The 19,153-nt window shown below is 65.1% G+C and carries 13 protein-coding genes; 11 read left to right on the plus strand and 2 right to left on the minus strand.

The features are described from left to right. The first annotated feature begins 69 nt into the window (after nucleotides 1-69). From AAD027_RS13505 to lpdA, 8 genes are all read left to right on the plus strand, one after another. Nucleotides 70-1,323: an MFS transporter gene (locus AAD027_RS13505; protein WP_341726548.1), complete on the plus strand. Its 1,254-nt coding sequence runs from the start codon at nucleotides 70-72 to the stop codon at nucleotides 1,321-1,323. Nucleotides 1,324-1,327: 4 nt separating this feature from the next. Then, the gene (locus AAD027_RS13510; protein ID WP_341726549.1) at nucleotides 1,328-3,400 is read left to right on the plus strand and encodes a hypothetical protein; all 2,073 of its coding nucleotides are present in this window, start codon (nucleotides 1,328-1,330) and stop codon (nucleotides 3,398-3,400) included. Further along, the gene (locus tag AAD027_RS13515) at nucleotides 3,397-6,060 is read left to right on the plus strand and encodes a trehalase family glycosidase (protein WP_341726550.1); all 2,664 of its coding nucleotides are present in this window, start codon (nucleotides 3,397-3,399) and stop codon (nucleotides 6,058-6,060) included. Before AAD027_RS13510 ends, AAD027_RS13515 begins: the two co-directional genes overlap by 4 nt. A gap of 120 nt (nucleotides 6,061-6,180) precedes the next feature. After that, entirely contained in the window at nucleotides 6,181-6,627 is a 447-nt protein-coding gene (locus tag AAD027_RS13520) for a DMT family transporter (RefSeq protein ID WP_341726685.1), read from the plus strand. Between the two features lie 3 nt (nucleotides 6,628-6,630). Next, nucleotides 6,631-7,164 (plus strand): DNA-deoxyinosine glycosylase, encoded by a 534-nt coding sequence (locus AAD027_RS13525; RefSeq protein WP_341726551.1) that lies wholly within the window; start codon nucleotides 6,631-6,633, stop codon nucleotides 7,162-7,164. 248 nt (nucleotides 7,165-7,412) lie between these two features. Then, entirely contained in the window at nucleotides 7,413-8,867 is a 1,455-nt protein-coding gene (locus tag AAD027_RS13530) for a dihydrolipoyllysine-residue acetyltransferase (protein WP_341726552.1), read from the plus strand. A 50-nt stretch (nucleotides 8,868-8,917) separates the two neighbouring features. After that, nucleotides 8,918-9,529: a hypothetical protein gene (locus AAD027_RS13535; RefSeq protein WP_341726686.1), complete on the plus strand. Its 612-nt coding sequence runs from the start codon at nucleotides 8,918-8,920 to the stop codon at nucleotides 9,527-9,529. Between the two features lie 20 nt (nucleotides 9,530-9,549). Next, the gene (gene lpdA / locus AAD027_RS13540) at nucleotides 9,550-11,763 is read left to right on the plus strand and encodes a dihydrolipoyl dehydrogenase (RefSeq protein WP_341726553.1); all 2,214 of its coding nucleotides are present in this window, start codon (nucleotides 9,550-9,552) and stop codon (nucleotides 11,761-11,763) included. A 176-nt stretch (nucleotides 11,764-11,939) separates the two neighbouring features. Here the strand turns inward: lpdA and AAD027_RS13545 are convergent, their stop codons facing one another. Both AAD027_RS13545 and AAD027_RS13550 read right to left on the minus strand, forming a co-directional pair. Beyond that, nucleotides 11,940-12,143, minus strand: coding sequence for a DUF2061 domain-containing protein (locus tag AAD027_RS13545; RefSeq protein ID WP_341726554.1), 204 nt, complete (start codon nucleotides 12,141-12,143; stop codon nucleotides 11,940-11,942). A 104-nt stretch (nucleotides 12,144-12,247) separates the two neighbouring features. Beyond that, nucleotides 12,248-13,069, minus strand: a complete 822-nt coding sequence (locus tag AAD027_RS13550) for a hypothetical protein (protein ID WP_425605460.1) — start codon at nucleotides 13,067-13,069, stop codon at nucleotides 12,248-12,250. Between the two features lie 559 nt (nucleotides 13,070-13,628). Here AAD027_RS13550 and AAD027_RS13555 point away from each other — a divergent pair. The 3 genes from AAD027_RS13555 (at nucleotide 13,629) to AAD027_RS13565 (ending at nucleotide 19,106) form a co-directional block, all read left to right on the plus strand. Next, complete coding sequence (locus AAD027_RS13555) at nucleotides 13,629-15,362, plus strand: hypothetical protein (protein WP_341726555.1); 1,734 nt, start codon at nucleotides 13,629-13,631, stop codon at nucleotides 15,360-15,362. Nucleotides 15,363-15,528: 166 nt separating this feature from the next. Then, nucleotides 15,529-18,636 carry an RHS repeat-associated core domain-containing protein gene (locus AAD027_RS13560; protein ID WP_341726556.1) on the plus strand — a complete coding sequence of 1,036 codons (3,108 nt, stop codon included), beginning with the start codon at nucleotides 15,529-15,531 and terminating at the stop codon, nucleotides 18,634-18,636. Then, complete coding sequence (locus AAD027_RS13565) at nucleotides 18,612-19,106, plus strand: hypothetical protein (protein ID WP_341726557.1); 495 nt, start codon at nucleotides 18,612-18,614, stop codon at nucleotides 19,104-19,106. Before AAD027_RS13560 ends, AAD027_RS13565 begins: the two co-directional genes overlap by 25 nt. Nucleotides 19,107-19,153 lie beyond the last annotated feature (47 nt).

Below are 19,153 nucleotides of genomic sequence, written 5' to 3' on the forward strand. Positions count from 1 at the left end.
CCACCCTGCGGTCGCGCATCGCGCCCGCCATGACAATGCAGCCGCCCCCGCGCGCGGCCGGAGCCGACGATGAGCCGAACACGCATGATCCTGGGATTGACCCTGACCTACATGATCTTCGCCATGCTGCTGAATTCGGTCGGCGCGGTGATCCTGCAGGTGATCCAGGGGTTCGGCGTCGGCAAGGCGTCGGCGAGCACGCTGGAAGCGTTCAAGGATCTGCCGATCGCGGTGGCCTCGTTCCTGGTCGCCTCGACGCTGCCGCGGCTGGGCTACAGGCGCGCGATGATGCTCGGCCTGCTGCTGGTCGCGGCGGCCTGCGTCGGCATGCCGCTGCTGCAGTCGTTCTGGGCCACCAAGCTGCTGTTCGTCACCGTGGGCGTGTCGTTCGCGCTGGTGAAGGTGTCGGTGTACTCCAGCATCGGCCTGCTCACCGACGGCGACCGCGCGCACGCCGCGCTGACCAGCACGGTGGAAGGCTGGTTCATGGTCGGCATCCTCGGCAGCGCCTGGCTGTTCGCCGCCTTCATCAACCCCGGGGCGCCGGGCGACCCGGTCTGGCTCAACGTCTATTGGGTGATCGCCGCGTTGTGCGTGGGCGTGGTGGTCCTGCTGGCCGGCGCGTCGATGGACGAGACACAGGCGCGCGACGGCCACGCGGTCGGCGAATCCTTCGCCGACATGTTCCGCCTGCTCACCAGGCCGCTGGTCTGCGTGTTCCTGGTCTCGGCTTTCCTGTACGTGCTGGTGGAGCAGGCCATCAATACCTGGCTGCCCACCTTCAATCGCGAGATCCTGCACCTGCCCACCGCGCTCAGCGTGCAGGCGGCCAGCATCTTCGCCGGCTCGCTGGCGCTCGGACGGCTCGGCGGAGGCTTCCTGCTGCGCCGCGTGCGCTGGTTCCCGCTGCTGGCCACCTGCGTGCTGGCGATGGCCGTGCTGGTGCTGGTGGCGTTGCCGCTGGCGGCGAACACCGGCCCGCGTGCCGACCAGACCTGGTGGAACGCGCCGCTGGCCGCCTACGTGTTCCCGCTGATCGGGCTGTTCATGGCGCCGATCTACCCGACCATCAATTCGGTGGTGCTGAGCGCGCTGCCGAAGGCGCGGCACGCGGCGATGACCGGGCTGATCGTGGTGTTCTCCGCGCTGGGCGGCACCACCGGTTCGTTGATCACCGGACAGGTGTTCGCGCGTTTCGACGGGTCGCTGGCGTTCTACCTGCTGCTGCTGCCGATGGCGATGCTGCTGGTTTCCCTGACCCTGTTGAACCGCGCCGCGCGCGTTCCTTCCGACACGCTGGCGGTACCGGCGGGAGGCCACTGAACCCATGATCGCAGCACGTCCCGTCCCGTCCCCGCGCGTCCGCGCTTTCCTCGGCGGGCTGCTGGCCGCCGCGCTGCTGTTCGCGCCGTCGGCGCGCCCGGCGTATGCCTACGAGAACACCGGCGCGACGGCGGTCGCACCGCTGCAGTTCCGCATCACCGAAGGCCGCATCGAGAACGCCTTCCACCAGGAGGGCGACATCGCCGCGCACTTGCTGCTCAGTTCCGGCGAGCGGCCGCGCGTGCTGGTGGCGTTCCCGGCCGGCAACAGCGGCGTGGGCGTGTGGTTCGAAGACGTGCCCGCGCCGGTGCGCTGGACGCTGGGCGAAGTCGCCGGCAAACGCGAGGACGTGCGCGGACGGCCATGGAACGGCATCGAAGCCACGGCCAGCGTCGACGCCGCGCGGCTGGTGGTGAGGGACGCGGTACTGGGCAGCGTGCGCGTATTGCGCGACTACCAGCTGGGCGAGGGTTATCCGCCGGAAACCGCCGCGCGGCCGCAAGTGTCGGCGCACGCGGTCCGCTGGCGGCGCGACCGCCTGGACGGCGCACCCGGCTACGCGATCGCGCTGCACGCCGACAACGGGCGCTTCCGGCGCGAGAGCGGCAAGCTCGTGCTGCGGCCGGACCGCGCCGGCGAGCCGCTGCGCCTGCGCATCGAGGCGACGACGGGCGAGACGCCGCTGACCCCGTTCGCCGATCTGCTCAACGAGCGCACGCGCCCGGACCCGCGCAGCCGGCAGGCGCTGCAATTCCTGAGCTACCGCGAGAAGTTCCTGGCCGGCTCCTGGCGCTTCGACACCTATTTCGGCCGCGACACGCTGATGTCGCTGCGCTTGCTGATGCCGGTGCTGCAACCGGCGGCGGTGGACGCGGGCATCGCCTCGGTGCTGGCGCGGCTGTCGCCCGGCGGCGAAGTGGCGCACGAGGAGGACATCGGCGAGTTCGCGGTGCTGCGCCACCGCAAGGAGCAGGGCACGTCGTCGGCCGCACCGATCTACGACTACGCGATGATCGACGACGACTACATGCTGCCGCCGGTGGCCGCCGCCTGGCTGCTCGACGATCCGCGCGGGCGGGCTGGCGCGGCGGCTTTCCTGGCGGCCGGCGAGCCGGGCCAGCGCCATGGCGACGCGCTGGTGCGCAACCTGCTGTTCGTCGCCGCCAGCAGCGAAGCCTTCGCGCGCGAACCGGTCTACACGCACCTGCTCGCATTGCAGCCCGGCCGCCAGGTCGGCCAGTGGCGCGACAGCAACGAAGGCCTGGGCCGTGGCCGCTATCCCTACGACGTCAACGCCGTGTGGATGCCCGCCGCGCTGCGCGCCATCGGCGCCTTCCTCGACAACGGCCTGCTGGACGACTACGCCACGCCGGAGCAACGCGCGCAGCTGCGCGCGGCGGCCGCGCGCGCCGGCGTATGGGAGCGGGAAGCCGCTGCGTTGTTCGCCGTGAGCCTGCCGCCGGCACAGGCCGCCGCGCAGGTGCGCGCCTATGCCGCGCACGCGGGCGTGGACACTGCGCCGGCGCTGGCCTCGCTCGGCGCCGCGCCGCTGGCGTTCCCGGCGATCGCGCTGGATGCCCAGGGCCGGCCGGTGCCGGTGCTGCATTCGGACGAAGGCTTCCGCCTGCTGTTCGGGCGGCCCGACGCCGCCTCGCTGGACCGCGATGTCGCCGCGATGATGCGGCCGTTCCCCGCCGGCCTGATGACCGATGTCGGCCTGCTGGTGGCCAACCCGGCGTACGCCGGCCAGGACGCGTGGCCGCGCTTCGGCAACAGCGCCTACCACGGCACCGTGGTCTGGGCCTGGCAGCAGGCGGTGCTGGCGGCCGGCCTGCAACGGCAACTGGCGCGCGACGACCTGCCCGCGGCCACCCGCGACCGGCTGCGGCAGGCGCAGGCGCGGCTATGGCAGGCGATCCGTGCCACCGACGAAGTACGCACCTCGGAATTGTGGTCGTGGTCGTATGCCGACGGCCGCTATCGCCTGGAGCCGTTCGGTGCGCAGGGCGCGCACGAGGACGAATCGAATGCCGCACAACTATGGAGCACGGTCTACCTGGCCGTGGACGAACCATGAAGAATCCCCGCACCTTCGCCTGGCGCTGGCTGCTGCTGGCGCTGTCCTTCGCTTCCGCCCTCGCCGTTGCCGCCGAGCCGGATCCGGCGCGCACGCGCGCCTACATCGACCAGGCGTGGGACACGCTGACGCGCCGGGTCGAGGACTGTTCGGCGCTCGCCGACCCCAAGGTGACGACCCATCCGGTGGTCTACGTGCCCGCGGACGCGCCGGCCGACGCCGCGCTCGCGGCCATCGCCCGTCGCTGTGGCGTGGAACTGCGCCCGCTGCCGCGGACCATCGCCCGGATCGGCGACCTCGATCCGCACACGCTGCCGCAGCAGGGCCTGCTGTACCTGCCCAAGCCGTACGTGGTGCCGGGCGGCTTCTTCAACGAGATGTACGGCTGGGACAGCTTTTTCATCGTGCTGGGGCTGGTCGCCGACGGGCGCGCGGCGCTGGCGCGCGACATGGTCGACAACTTCCTGTACCAGGTCGAACACTACGGCGGCGTGCTCAACGCCAACCGCAGCTACTACCTGACGCGTTCGCAGCCGCCGTTCCTCGGCGCGATGATCCGGGCGGTGCTGGACGACGGTTCGGCCTTCAAGGACAAGGGTGAAGCCGACGCCTGGCTGGCGCACGCCTATCCGCTGGCCCTGCGCGACCACGCCACCTGGACCCGCCCCGAGCATCGCGCCGGCGACACCGGCCTGGCCCGCTACTTCGACTACGGCAGCGGCCCGGTGCTGGAGATGCGCGACGCCGGCTACCTGCGCAAAGTGATCGAATGGCTGCGCGCGCACCCGGACCGCGACCCGGGCTGGCTGGTTGCGGCATCCGAACGTCCCGACGCGGCCGAAGCCGCGCGGTTGAAGGACGAAAGCTGCGACGTCGTCGCCTCGCCGGTGTGCAGGGACGCCTGGGCCGACGGCCATCGCCTGCGCGCGGATTTCTATCTCGGCGACCGCGCGATGCGCGAATCCGGGTTCGACGTGAACTTCCACTTCGGCCCGTTCGCCGGCGCCACCCACCATTACGCGCCGGTCTGCCTCAACAGCCTGCTGTACGCGTACGAACACGACCTGGCCGGGTTCGCGCAACGCCTGGGCAAGGCGGACGACGCGGCACGCTTCGAGCGCGAGGCCGCGGCGCGCAAGACGGCGATCGACCGCTACCTGTGGCAACCGCAGTCGGGAACGTACGCCGACTACGATTTCGTCGCCGGCAAGCACGCCGACGATCCCTACGTGACCGCGCTCTACCCGCTGTGGGCGGGCGCGGCGTCGCCGGAGCAGGCCGCCGCGCTGCGCGGCAAGCTGGCGCTGTTCGAGCACCCGGGCGGCCTGGCGATGAGCCGCGACCGCAGCGGCGCGCAATGGGATGCGCCCTTCGGCTGGGCGCCGGTCAACTGGCTGGTCGTCTCCGGGCTGGATCGCTACGGCTTCCGCGACGACGCGCAGCGCATCGCCCGCGCCTTCACCGCCACCATCGACCGCGCGCTGGCGCACGACGGCACCATCCGCGAGAAGTACAACATGGAAACCGGCGATGCCGACGTGCAGGTGACCGTGGGTTATTCCGACAACGTGGTCGGGTTCGGCTGGAGTAACGGCGTCTATCTCAAGCTGCGGGAACTGCTGCAGGCGCCCGCCGACACGTCCACCGGAGAGCGGCACTCGCCCGGCGGCGCCTCCGGAGACTTCGACGGCGCGATGGCCCTGCCCGCGTTCACCGTGCCGTTCTCCGCGTACGCATCGCCCGAATCGCTGGCGCGGTTCCGCGAAGTGCTGGCCGAGGGCAAGCAGGCGCCCGGGTTCGCCGGCGGCATCGACGCCGCGCGCGCGTTCTACGACCGGATCAACCGCAGCCGCGCCGAGCGGATGCAAGCGCGCTATCCGGTGAAGCTGTCCACCGGGACCATCGCCGGCGTGGACGTCGACATCGTGGAGCCCGCCGCCGGCGTCGCGCCGGCCAACCGCAACCGTGCGTTGATCGTGCTGCACGGCGGCGCGTTCCTGTGGGGCGAGCACAGCGGCGCGCTGGTCGAGGCGATTCCGGTGGCCGCCCTGAGCGGCATGCGCGCGATCGGCGTGGACTACCGGCAGGGCCCGGAACACGTCTTCCCCGCCGCCACCGAGGACGTGGTGGCGGTCTACAAGGCGCTGACGGAGCAGTATCCCGCCGCCAACATCGGCATCTACGGCTGTTCCGCCGGCGGCATGCTGACCGGCCAGGTGGTGGCGCGGCTGATCCGCGACGGGACCGCGCTGCCCGGCGCGATCGGTACCTTCTGCGGTTCGATCGTACCGCTGGGCGGCGACTCCGCCTATGTCGGCCCGCCGCTCAGCGGCGATCCGATCGGCAGCGGTCCGGTCTCGATCGTCGAACGCCTGCCCTATTTCAAGGGCGCCAGCGCCGACGATCCGCTGGTGATCCCCGCGAACGATCCCGCGATGCTCGCGCGCTTCCCGCCGACGCTGCTGATCTCCGGCACCCGCGACTTCGCCATGAGTTCGGTGCTGCAGAGCCACCGGTTGCTGACCCGGGCCGGCGTGCAGGCCGACCTGCACGTCTGGGACGGCATGTGGCACTCGTTCTTCTCCGATCCGGAACTGCCCGAATCGCAGGAAGCCTACGCGGTGATGGCGGCGTTCTTCGACCGCCACCTCGGCCGCTGAACGGACGGCCGCGGCCGCATCGAGCACCCGGTACTGGGGCCCCGGGCAAGGTGCCAGCGCCGCGCATCGCTTATCGTTGCGTTTTCGGCACGATGGCATCGGGAGACGCGCGTGAAGGCGATGGGACTGGGACTGGCTTTCTTCATCGGCATCCTGTTGCCGCTGCAGGCGCTGATCAATGCGTCGCTGGGACGGCAAACCTTCGGTCCGCTGTTCGCGTCGCTGGCCTCCTTCACGGTGGGCACGCTGGTGCTGCTGGTCTGGTGGCTGGCGGCGCGACCGGTCTTCGTGCCCGCGGCGCTGGCGAAAGTGCCGTGGTGGGCCTGGACGGGCGGCGTGATCGGCGCGTTGTTCGTCGCATCGGCCACGCTGCTGGTGCCGCGATTGGGCGCGGCGGCGCTGATCTGCCTGGTGGTGGCCGGGCAACTGATCGGTTCGGTGATGCTGGACCATTTCGGCGTGCTGCACGCGCGCCAGCCGGTGGACGCGACGCGCATCGCGGGCCTGTTGCTGGTCGTGGCCGGCGCGCTGCTGGTGGTGCGTCCCTGGCAGTCGCCGGCCGGCTGAGCCATGTCCGAGTTGCTGGTCGGGTTGCCGCCGCGCATCGCCACGGACTGCCGCGTGCTGGTGCTCGGCTCGATGCCGGGCGGCGCGTCGCTGCGGGCGGGCGAGTACTACGCGCATCCGCGCAACCGGTTCTGGCCGTTGATGGCGCGGCTGTGCGGCTTCGAGGCGGCGTTGCCCTATGAAGCGCGCATGCACGCGTTGCAGCAGGCGGGTGTGGGCATATGGGACGTCATTGGCCGATGCCAGCGGGCAGGCAGCCTGGACACGGCCATCCTGCGCGGCAGCGAAGTGCCCAACCCGGTCGCGGAGCAGATACGGGACTCGCGGGCGCTGCATGCCATCGCACTGAACGGCGCCAAGGCGGCGGAAGCCTTCCGTCGCCATGTGCTGCCACGGATCGACCCCGTGCATCGCGAGCGCCTGGCCATCCTGCCCATGCCTTCCACCAGTCCGGCGAACGCGGCCGCCAGCCTGGATCGCTTGGCGCAGGCATGGTCGGTGCTGGGCGCCCACCTTCGCGCATCCCCGCACGGTTAGAGGCGGTTCCGGCCGACAGTGCGCCGGCGTATCGTCTTGGGTTCGCTGCGCACGACGGGCGATGCGACCGATGAAGGACCAAAGCGATACCACTGCGCGCGGAGCGTCCGTCCTTTCGGGCATGCGCATCCGGCGGGGCGCGATGTCCCGGCGGAGACAAAAATAAATCCCCCCAGAGGTTGGCGCATCGCGCCCAGGCGGACACAATAGGGGTTCCCCTTTTGAAGTCAGACCGCTGGAGTCACGCAATGGCCGAAATCAAGGAAGCACGGGTTCCCGACATCGGTGACTACAGCGACGTACCGGTGATCGAAGTGCTGGCGGCCGTGGGCGACACGGTGAAGAAGGACCAGGGCCTGGTCACGCTGGAGTCGGACAAGGCCACGATGGAAGTGCCATCCCCCTTCGCCGGCGTGGTCAAGGAACTCAAGGTCAAGCTGGGCGACGAACTGGCCGAAGGCGCGGTGGTCGCGCTGATCGAAGTCGGCGAAGGCGCCGCCGAAACCAAGCCTGCCCCGGCCGCCGCCGCACCCGCGCCCGCGGCGCAACCGGTAGCCGCCGAGACCGGCGAGAAGGTCGAGCCGGTCGCCGTCGCCGGCACGCCCGACAAGATCGCCCAGCGCGAGATCGCGCAGGAGCACGCAGCGCCAACGTCGGCCGCCCCCGCCGCCTCGCGCGTGCTGGACGACAAGCCGGGCATCGACCCGGAAGCCTCGCCGCCGCGCTCGCCGCCGGTGGAATTCAACGCCGACCGCGTGCTGCCGGACAAGGTGGCCTACGCCAGCCCCGCCGTGCGCCTGTTCGCGCGCGAACTGGGCGTGGACCTCAACCAGGTGCAGGGCAGCGAACGCGGTGGCCGCATCAGCAAGGAGGACGTGCAGAAGTACGTCAAGGGCGCGCTGGCCGGTGGTGTTGCAGGAGGCGCTTCAGCCCCGACAACGGCCGCAGCCGGTGGCGGTACCGGCCTCAACCTGTTGCCGTGGCCGAAGGTCGACTTCGGCAAGTTCGGCGAGATCGAAGTCCAGCCGCTGTCGCGCATCAAGAAGATTTCCGGTGCCAACCTGGCGCGCAACTGGGCGATGATCCCGCACGTCACCCAGCACGACAACGCCGACGTCACTGACCTGGAAGCGTTGCGCGTGGCGCTGAACAAGGAAAACGAGAAGGCCGGCATCAAGCTGACCATGCTCGCCTTCCTGATGAAGGCCAGCGTGTCCGCGCTGAAGAAATTCCCCGACTTCAACGCCTCGCTGGACGCCAGCGGCGAGAACCTCACGCTGAAGAAGTACTTCCACATCGGCTTCGCCGCCGATACGCCCAACGGACTGGTGGTGCCGGTGATCCGCGACGTCGACAAGAAGGGCGTGATCGAACTGGCGCAGGAAACCGGCGAACTGGCCAAGAAAGCGCGCGAAGGCAAGCTGGGCCCGGCGGACATGTCCGGGGGCTGTTTCTCGATCTCCTCGCTGGGCGGCATCGGCGGCACTGCGTTCACGCCGATCGTCAATGCGCCGGAAGTGGCCATCCTGGGCGTGTCCAAGTCGTCCATCCAGCCGGTGTGGGACGGCAAGCAATTCCAGCCGCGCCTGCAACTGCCGTTGTCGCTGAGCTACGACCACCGTGTCATCGACGGCGCTTCCGCCGCCCGCTTCACGGCCTATCTGGCGCAGTTGCTGGCCGATATGCGCCGCGTGTTGCTGTGATTCCAGGCGCCGTCCGCGCGGCCTGCCTGGGCGTGCTGCTGCTGGCCGCCATGCCGGCAGCACATGCGCAGGACTGCGCGCTCAGTTTCGGTCGTGGCTGGCCGCCGGCCACGGGCAACCATGGTGCCGCGGTCGAACAGTTGTTCAACGGCGACGCGCAGCCGACGCTGTCGCTGGTCTGGCTGCCGGCCAGCGGCAAGGAAAGCGGCATCGCGTTGATCCCGGGTGCGGAAGGCGCGGCGTGGACGCTGCGCGCCAGCCGGGCCGACACGCGCGTGCACAGCTGGAATGGCAGCAGTGCCCGTGGCGGCGTGCAGTTCCGCACGGAGCAGACGCCGGATCGCGACGAAGCGCGGGTTCCCGCGCCCCTTGCGCAACGCATCGCCACGTTGTGGCGACAGGCCCTGCGGCAGGCGGCCCCGGAAAGCGTCGCTGCGCCGGTGCAGGAGCGCGGGCTGGTCTCGTTCGTGGTCGATGGCGAACGCTTCAGCGGCGCCGCCCCCGAGTGTGGCCCGGCCCGGCAGTTGCTGAAGCAGGCCGGCCTGCTGATCGAAGCCAGCAACGAGAGAGAATCGAAACAGGAAAAGCGCTGGCGACAACTGGACGCCGCGCTGGACGAATTGCAGCAGTCGCTCGCCGGCCTGGCGTTGTCCGGCGGCTGACAGGATCTCAGGAGAACCGAATGGCCACCATTGAAATCAAGGTCCCCGACATCGGCGATTACACCGATGTGCCCGTCATCGAAATCCTGGTCGCCGTGGGCGACACGGTGAAGAAGGACCAGGGCCTGGTCACGCTGGAATCGGACAAGGCCACGCTGGAAGTGCCGTCCTCGGCCGCCGGCGTGGTGAAGGAGCTCAAGGTCAAGCTGGGCGACACGCTGTCCGAGGGCAGCGTGGTGGCGGTGCTGGAAACCGAAGGCGCCGGGGTTGCGTCGTCACCTCTCCCGCCTGCGGGAGAGAGCCTGCCCCGGACAGGATCCGGGGTCGCCGCGCAGGGCGCGGCGGGTGAGGGTAATAAGCCGACGCCCGCGCCCTCACCCCAGCCCTCTCCCGCAGGCGGGAGAGGGGACGAAGCCCCCGCGCCTGCCGCCGCGGCACCCGCCGCCAGCGGCGGGCTCGTCGAGACCAAGGTCCCCGACATCGGCGATTACACCGATGTGCCCGTCATCGAGATCCTGGTCGCCGTGGGCGACACGGTGAAGAAGGACCAGGGCCTGGTCACGCTGGAATCGGACAAGGCCACGCTGGAAGTGCCGTCCTCGGCCGCCGGCGTGGTGAAGGAACTCAAGGTCAAGCTGGGCGACACGCTGTCCGAAGGCAGCGTGGTGGCGATCATCGAAGCCGAGGGTGCGGCGGCAGCCGCAGCTCCCGCCAAGGCCGCCCCGGTGGCGGCGTCGCCCGCCGCGCCGGCCGCGCCCGCGACCTCCGTGCCGAAGCCCGCGCTGGGCACCGGCAGGCCGGCCGACATCGAATGCCGCATCGTCGTGATCGGTTCCGGCCCGGGCGGCTACACCGCCGCGTTCCGCGCCGCCGACCTGGGCCTGGATACGGCGTTGATCGAGCGTTACGACACCCTGGGCGGCGTCTGCCTCAACGTCGGCTGCATCCCGTCCAAGGCGCTGCTGCACGCGGCGGCGCTGATCGAGGAAGCCGCGCACTCGGACGAGATCGGCATCAGCTTCGGCAAGCCGAAGATCGACATCGACAAGCTGCGCGACTTCAAGCAGAACAAGGTGGTCGGCCAGTTCACCAAGGGCCTGGCCGGCATGGCGAAGCAGCGCAAGGTGCGCACCGTGCAGGGCGTGGCGAAGTTCGTCTCGCCCAACGAACTGGAGATCGCCGGCGCCGACGGCAAGACCCAACTGCTGCGCTTCGAGCAGTGCATCATCGCCGCCGGTTCGCAGGCGGTGAAACTGCCCAACTTCCCGTGGGACGATCCGCGCGTGATGGATTCCACCGACGCGCTGCAGCTGCAGGAAGTGCCGAAGAAGCTGCTGGTGGTCGGCGGCGGCATCATCGGCCTGGAGATGGCGACGGTGTACCGCGCGCTGGGCAGCGAAGTGACCGTGGTGGAGTTCATGGACCAGCTGATGCCGGGCGCCGACAAGGACCTGGTCAAGCCGCTGGCCGATCGCCTGAAGAAGCAGGGCGTGGCCGTGCACCTGAAGACCAAGGCAGCCAAGGTGGAGGCGTCGAAGAAGGGCGTCACCGTGTCCTTCGAAAGCGCCACCGAAGGCCAGAAGCCCGAACTGGAATCCGGCACATGGGATCGCGTGCTGGTCGCCGTGGGCCGTTCGCCCAACGGCGGCAAGCTCGATGCCGACAAGGCGGGCGTCACCGTCACCGAGCGCGGCTTCATCCCGGTGGATGCGCAGATGCGCACCAGCGCGCCGCACATCTTCGCCATCGGCGACCTGGTCGGACAGCCGATGCTGGCGCACAAGGCCACGCACGAAGGCAAGCTGGCCGCCGAAGTGGCCGCCGGCGAGAAGAAGGAGTGGGTGGCGCGGGTGATCCCGTCGGTCGCCTATACCGACCCGGAAGTGGCATGGGTCGGCGTGACCGAGACCGAAGCCAAGGCCAAGGGCCTGAAGGTCGGCGTGGGCAAGTTCCCGTGGGTCGCCTCGGCGCGCGCGGTGGGCATCGGCCGTGGCGAAGGCTTCACCAAGCTGATCTTCGACGAGGCCACGCACCGCATCATCGGCGGCGCCATCGTCGGCGTGCACGCCGGCGACCTGATCACCGAAGTGGTGTTGGCCATCGAGATGGGCGCGGAAGCGGCCGACATCGGCGCCACCATCCATCCGCACCCCACGCTCAGCGAGTCGGTGGGCATGGCGGCCGAGGTGTACGAAGGCACGATCACCGACCTGTACATCCCCAAGAAGAAGTGACCCCTGTAGGAGGGGGTTCAGCCCCGACAGAGAAGATCGGAAAGCAATGGACGCGGATCAGAGCGAAGAAAACGGATCGAAGGCAAGCGCCTCGTCCGTGTTTATTCGCTCTGATTCGCGTCTCTTGATTTTTCAGGTTCCTCTGTCGGGGCTGAAGCCCCTCCTACAGCGGGACGTCACGCCGCCAACGGTTGCGCACGCGCCGCGCGGCGGGCTTCGATGCGCTTCCAGACCTTTTCGTGGAAATGGAACACGACAGTGTTCGTGGCCGGCTCGACCAGCGCCAGCATGCCGCCGACCAGCAGGCTGCCGGTGAACAGGTAGCCCAGGGTGAAGGCCACTGTGAAGTGCAGGATCGCGAAGCTCAGGGTCTTGTTCACGACGGGCTCCAGATGAGAACTGATCTCATTATGGGGATACCCATCGAATAGTCCAATGGAATGACCCATTGGAATCGATAGAGCCTATCTATTGATGATGGCTATCAGAAGGCCAGGGTCACGCCCGCGATCGGCCCCTTGAATCGCTGGTCCAGCCCCAGCAGGCCGTTCGAACCGGACCGCTCCACGTCCAGCTTGAACCAGTCATAGCCCACGAACGCGCCGAGCCGCGGCGTGAACCGGTACTCCAGCAGGGCGTTGGCGCGCGTGATGCTGCCGTCGTATTCGCCGAAGTCGCCCCAGTCGGCATCCAGGTACTGGCCCTGCACGTTGATCAGCCAGCGGTCGCCGGGGCGCGTGGTGAAGCGCAGCCCGACCACCGGGGCATAGCCGGTTTCGCTGGTGCTGTCGCGGTAACTGTCCTCACCGGCCTCGGCATGGACGGTACCCTTGAGCTTGGCCCATTCCGCACCGATCTGCAGGCCCACGCTGGTGCGTTCGCCGTCGATCACCGCGAAGTCGTAGACCAGGCTGGCCAGCCGGAACTCCACCTCGCCACGGGCGAAGCTGCCCGCGGGTAGGGTCACGTCGTCGTAGGACAAGTCCTCGCTCAGCGTCGCGTCGCGCGACTTGTCGTACTGGAAATAGTCGAAGATCAGCCGGTTGCGCTGGCCGAGGCGGAACACGCCGTCGATGCGCGGCACCAGTTCCTTGCTGCCGAAGTCGAAATCCTCGGAGAAGCTCACGTCGTTGCCGGCGAACACGGTGGAACCGCGCAGCTCGCCGCTCGCATCCACGTTCATCGCGCCCAGCCGCAGGGTGAAGCGGTCGTCGCCTTCGGCCGCCTGCGCGGGCAGAGCGAGGGGCAGGGTGAGGGCGAGACAGAAAGAAAGCGCGCCGAAGCGGCCGGGATTGCGGGGTTTCATGGTGTGCTCCATGCAGAAAAATGAAACCTCACCATGGTGTCCGCCGAGTCGACAGCGGGTGAATTGCATGAATGGAGTCCGACTTTGAGCAGCCACGTATAGGTCTCGTAACGCTTAGCGTTGCGCAATGCCCTCGAATTCAACGCGGTCGCCTTACGCTGGTGCATCTGCGCACATGCCGAGTGCAAGTGCGCAGGTGAAGCAAAAGCATGTGGTGCTGTTGATGCTGTCGCACACGCCGTGAGTTTCACTGTTGCGCAGTGGACGTTGAGGCAACGTCCGTGAATCAGTCCTCGTGAGAAGTATGTCCAATGACATCGATAAACGGCTAATGCTGATTCACGCATTTACCAAGGAAATCCTCTTCACAGAATCCATTTGTGGCGTTAACGTGCGAGTAGGGCTGGTCAAGGTCTGTTGAGTCGGTGCCTTGAACTCGCGGTGCAACGGAGCTCACTCTCGAGGGCAGGCAATGGATGGGAGATTCATGAAAAGAGCACGTGGGCTTTCGCTCGCGCTATTGGCTTGCATGCTTTCCTGCGCAAGCGCCAATGCATCGTTGCCAACCGAAACGTCACCCTATGAAGATCGCCTTACTGCCGTCGCAAATGGCTATCAAGTTCAGGCATTTGGAAGTGACGGGTTTGGGGATGAGGTCAATCCACTTACTGGTGATCTCCGTTTCACCCAGGTCGACCTTGAGTTAAAAGGAGTGGGGCCGGACATCTCTATTATAAGAACCTTCAGCTCGAATGAAGGGCGACAGAGGAATTGGCACGGTAGCTACTTCTTCGGTGATTGGAATCTTGAAGTGCCAAGAGTTGTAACGCATGCGCGAGAAATAACTGCTCCTCCGAATCAAGTTCAGGAGGCACAATGGCAAGTAAGTGGAACCAACCCGCATGCAAGATGCAGCAACTATGATCTGCCTCCCGAGGACCCACTTGGGCGCTGGTGGAATGGGGTCGAGATCCGTGGGGTTTCATCGGAGGGGACTTTCGGTACTGAAAGGCTTCCGCTACTTAAGAGAGGGGGGAATCCGATCTCTCCCAGCATGACAATAGATGGGGTGGCTATGACGTTCCCCATGGTTACTACGTCACTCTGGATGGTTGCTTGTCTTCCATCAATAACCAATGGTCCAGGTGAAGGATTTCTTGCGGTCTCGCCATCAGGAACCATATATTGGTTCAACTATATGGTAAAGGTTTACTCAGAGAAATATTCGCCACCATATTCCCCGCAGAACTATCCGTACCCTCAAGGATATACCAGCGCACAGTACTGGCCGGACGGTGCCCGTCGTGTCCAATTGGCATTGATGCCGAGCAGGATAAGGGACAGGTTCGGGAATGAGATTTCCTTCACTTACTCTAACAACAGGCTACAAGCAATTAGTTCTAGCGATGGAAGAAGCATATCTATAACTACAGAAACAGATCATCGTGCTATAACTGTGACATCCGATAACCCAGCAGCAAGGCGTGTCTGGAGGTATTACACGGGTCATATTCCAGGCACGGTAAGTTCGGGACTCTTGCGAGTTGTTAGGCCTGACGGGACGTACTGGCAGTTCAGCCTTGGTCATTTTACCAGAATGTGCGATGCGCGCATTTGGCAAGCCCCGAGTTGGGATCCTATCAAGATATGTCAGGATGCATCGGGTGGCGTGTTCTTCGAGAGGCAAGGGACTGTGAAGGCTCCATCCGGAGCGGTTGCCACATACGTCGTTCAAGGCTGGCCAATGGCATATACGGTTGATCCAGCAATTGAGCCATACGATTACGTGGAATCAGAGTTCTATGAGCCTGTATACCCAACAACCTACTCTGTTAGATCCAAGATGGTCGATAATCTTGGCTCCATAAGCGAGTGGAGGTATTCGTACAACCAGTTCTGCCCTGGAGCCAGTCGTCCAGCCAATACGGTTTCATTTGATGTAACAAACCCGGACGGCAGTATCGATGTTCATTTCGTAGACAACACATGGCGCGGCCCGCACACTGGACAGATAAAGAAGAAATTGTTGGGTGCCACTTGTGCCGGGAATAGCTATTCAGCGTTTCGCGAGGAAATCACATCCTGGGTACCTATTGATCAGCCAAATCCATGGCCGTCTCCTTTTGGACTTGTTAATTATCAGCACGTAGGCAAGAAAGCCTACGAATACCTATCGCCGATGCGCAGTAGGGTAATCAATCAGAATGGAGCATCATTCCATTTTGTGAACGAGGTTCATGATCAGTATGGAAACCCAACGCAGGTGAAAAAATACAGCTCAATCCAGCCATAAATAATCCACTAGTCTTGATTTATTTGTATGACTGCTAAGTAGCATCCGTTCCAGTGCTCACGTCCAATAAAGACGTTGACAAGTAAATATATGGCCCACTGAAGGAAGAAGCCCTTCCTATTCAGGCAAGCAGCTAGGGGAAGCTATGATGCAACAAGAGAGAACCATGTGGGCGACACTGGTCGTTCTAGTTGCTGCATTGGCTTTGTCTGCGACTGTGCAAGCACAGACCTATACCCGCACCGAGACGATCACTTACTACGACAATACCAGCAAGTGGGTGCTGGGGCAGGTGGCCAAGCGGGTCGTTGAGGGCATTACCGTGGAGGAAACGACCTACAGCACCAATGCCCAGCCGCTGACCATCAGAGCCTTTGGCAAGTTACAGCAGACCTTGACCTACAACGCCGACGGTACCGTGGCGACCGTCAGGGACGGCAACAACAACGTCACGACATTGAGCAGTTGGAAGCGCGGCATCCCGCAGACGATCAAGTATCCGGCCACGCCCGAGTCGCCCTCCGGCGCCACGCAGTCAGCGGTGGTCAACGACAGCGGCTGGATCACCCGCATCACCGACGAGAACGGCTACGCCACGAACTACACCTACGACGCCATGGGGCGCGTGGCCAGCGTGGTCTATCCCACCGGGGACAGTACCGCCTGGAACACCACCACCCAGGTGTTCGAGCCGGTCGCCGCCGCCGAGTACGGCATTCCGGCCGGCCATTGGCGGCAGACGGTCAGCACCGGTAATGCCCGCAAGATCACCTACTTCGATGCGCTGTGGCGGCCGCGCGTCACGCGGGAATACGACACGGCCAATGAAGCCGGGACCAAGCGCTTCCAGCGCTTCACCTACGATCACGAAGGGCGGGTGACCTTCGCCTCATACTCGGGCACGAGCGATGCTCTGAGCACGGGCATTTGGACCGAGTACGACGCCTTGGGCCGCACTACCTCGGTCTCACAGGACAGTGAACTGGGACCGCTGACCACGCTGACCACCTATGCGAGCGATGCCACCGGCCCCTATACCCGGGTTACGGATCCCCGCGGCGTCCGGACGGTCACCCGCTACCAGATGTTCGACCAGCCCACCTACGACTTCCCGGTGCTGATCGACCAGGCTCAGAACCTGCCGGAACGGGTCGGGATCGACATCACGCGCGATGTATTCGGCAAGCCCCTGTCCATCCGGAAGCGGAACAGCGCGAACACGGTGTCGTTGACGCGCAGCTACACCTACAACGCCAACCAAGAATTGTGCCGCACGGTGGAGCCGGAGACCGACGCCACGCTGATGGGCTACGACGGGGCCGGCAACCTGACCTGGTCGGCGGCCGGCCTGCCGGTCGGCACGGCCTGCCACACGACCGGACTGGTCAGTCCCATCCAGGCGCGCCGGGTGGCGCGCACCTACGACGCCCGCAACCGGGTCAAGACGCTGAGCTTCCCTGACGGACTGGGCGATACCATGTACACGTATACCCCCGATGGCTTGCCGGCGTCGATCATGGCAGTTAACGGGGGAGGGAATACCGTCACTTCGACCTATGCCTACAACCGGCGGCGGATGCTGGTGCACGAGAATATGCAGCGCAATAGCACAGCTCCGTGGAACATCGACTACGCCTACGATGCCATGGGCAACCTGGCCAGTACGAAGTACCCGTCAGGGGTCGTGGTGAACTATGTGCCCAATGCCTTGGGTCAGCCGACCCAGGCGGGCACCTACGCCACCGGGGTGAGCTATTACCCCAACGGGGCGATGAAGCAGTTCACCTATGGCAACGGCATCGTGCACAACCTGGTCCAGAATGCCCGGCAGTTGCCCGAGCGCAGTTACGACTGCGCGGCAGCCGGTACGGGCTGCGTAAGCGCCAACAAGCGGCTGGACCTGAGCTATGCCTACGACGTTGTGGGCAACGTGAGCGGTGTCACCGACAACCGCAACGGCCGCCAGACCCGCAGCATGAGCTACGACGGGCTGGACCGGCTGACCCAGACGGTCTCGCCCATGTTCGGCACGGCCAGCTACGGGTACAACGTGCTGGACAACCTGACCACGGTGAAGGTGACCGGGGGCAGCAACGCGCGGGACCACACCTATACCTACGACACCAATAACCGGCTGAGCAACATCAAGCACACGGTGGGCGGGGCCACGGTGGTGGGGCTGGGCTATGACGCGCAGGGCAACCTGGCCAACAAGAACGGGCAGACCTACAGCTTCGACTACGGCAACCGGCTGCGTTTGGTGAGCGGCAAGGAGTCCTACCTGTACGACGGTCATGGCCGTCGGGTATACGGCTTGGCTGCTGGGGGTACGTCGATCGTTTCCCATTACAGCCAGTCGGGCCAGTTGCTGTACCAGCAGGACTACCGCCAAGCCAAGCGATTCGAGCATGTGTACCTGGGTGGCAGCCTGGTGGCGACCCGGGAGACGCCGCATGGAACCACCACCACGAGTGTGAAGTACCAGCACACCGATGCACTGGGCACGCCGACCGCGGTGACGGACGCCAACAAGGCGCTGGTGGAGACCAGCGAGTACGAGCCGTACGGGCAACTGGTCAACCGTGCATTGACCGACGGCCCGGGCTTCACGGGCCACGTGCAGGACGCGGCCACGGGGCTGACGTACATGCAGCAGCGCTATTATGATCCGCAATCAGGCGTGTTCCTTAGCGTCGATCCGGTCACGGCATACGGGAATCCGGCAAGGCAATTTCATCGGTATCGCTATGCCGAAAATAATCCGTATAAGTTTTATGACCCTGATGGCCGAGTTACCGAGGTTATTGCTGGTAGGGGGGTTACGGACAAAGAGGCGAATGACTATATAAGGAGAGTCATGTGGTCTCCAATTGCTCGAGGTGAATGGGAGCAAATCGATGAATCTAGTCGCTTATATACAGCAATTGTCGATAGTGAAGTGGACCCTTGGTACGATGGCAACAATCACATCATCTATTTGAATCCGCACAAGGGGCTTAGGATTGCATCAGTAACTCGGGGAAAGGGGCGAAGGAGTATCCAGTCGCCTGAAGTCAACGGTGGTCATGAGATTAGTCATGCGGCTGAGCACGACAGAATTGGCGATGAGGCATATGCGCGTGCACTCCAGAAGCAAGGGAATAAGCCAAGTCGTGAGGAAGTAAGAGCACAGAAGGTTGAAAAGGAGATTGGCAAGGATCTGAATGAGCCTACGAGAAAGAATTACGAGGATCACAAGGGTTTTGAGGATTGCAGGAACTCTACGCGCTGCTAGATGGAGGATTGACTATGCGGAATTTTACTAAATTTACGCCATCAATTCTTGCAATGTGCCTCGGAACTTCACTCTCCGGATGCCGGGATGATCAACGCGCCGTGGTAGTGGATTCTGCTCAAGGTGATCGTACTATCCCCGGCCTGGACTGTCCGAAAGTTTCAGGCGTAAGTAAAACGGTTGAACTTGCTGAAGTTATAGCTACACCCGAAGCATTCGATGGGGATGTTATTACGGTGACTGGTTATTACTATCACGACTTCGAGCATAGCGCGATCTATCAGACTCGGCGTGATCCGCGCACCACCCTGTATTCAGAGGGGGTATGGATCTCTGGAAGGCTGCCGTTCGACAAGTTCTCAAATGGGCGAGTGGATGTGGAAGGCACATTCTCGGCGTCTTCTAAAGGCCATCTTGGACAATGGCGCGGATCGATTTGTGCTATTTCCATGGATCTGCATACTAGGTAAAGCTGATAGCGCCCGTCGCGCGAACGGAGGGGTACGCAAGCCAGGAG

Source organism: Pseudoxanthomonas putridarboris (assembly GCF_038321125.1).
Lineage (GTDB): Bacteria > Pseudomonadota > Gammaproteobacteria > Xanthomonadales > Xanthomonadaceae > Pseudoxanthomonas_A > Pseudoxanthomonas_A putridarboris.

What these genes read in the sequence shown, in the direction of transcription:
- AAD027_RS13535 (WP_341726686.1), top strand. Translation starts at nt 8,918, where the DNA reads ATGCCGGCAGCACATGCGCAGGACTGCGCGCTCAGTTTCGGTCGTGGC.
- AAD027_RS13525 (WP_341726551.1), top strand. Translation starts at nt 6,631, where the DNA reads ATGTCCGAGTTGCTGGTCGGGTTGCCGCCGCGCATCGCCACGGACTGC.
- AAD027_RS13550 (WP_425605460.1), bottom strand. Translation starts at nt 13,069, where the DNA reads ATGAAACCCCGCAATCCCGGCCGCTTCGGCGCGCTTTCTTTCTGTCTC.
- AAD027_RS13505 (WP_341726548.1), top strand. Translation starts at nt 70, where the DNA reads ATGAGCCGAACACGCATGATCCTGGGATTGACCCTGACCTACATGATC.
- AAD027_RS13560 (WP_341726556.1), top strand. Translation starts at nt 15,529, where the DNA reads ATGTGGGCGACACTGGTCGTTCTAGTTGCTGCATTGGCTTTGTCTGCG.
- lpdA (WP_341726553.1), top strand. Translation starts at nt 9,550, where the DNA reads ATGGCCACCATTGAAATCAAGGTCCCCGACATCGGCGATTACACCGAT.
- AAD027_RS13510 (WP_341726549.1), top strand. Translation starts at nt 1,328, where the DNA reads ATGATCGCAGCACGTCCCGTCCCGTCCCCGCGCGTCCGCGCTTTCCTC.
- AAD027_RS13520 (WP_341726685.1), top strand. Translation starts at nt 6,181, where the DNA reads ATGGGACTGGGACTGGCTTTCTTCATCGGCATCCTGTTGCCGCTGCAG.
- AAD027_RS13515 (WP_341726550.1), top strand. Translation starts at nt 3,397, where the DNA reads ATGAAGAATCCCCGCACCTTCGCCTGGCGCTGGCTGCTGCTGGCGCTG.
- AAD027_RS13530 (WP_341726552.1), top strand. Translation starts at nt 7,413, where the DNA reads ATGGCCGAAATCAAGGAAGCACGGGTTCCCGACATCGGTGACTACAGC.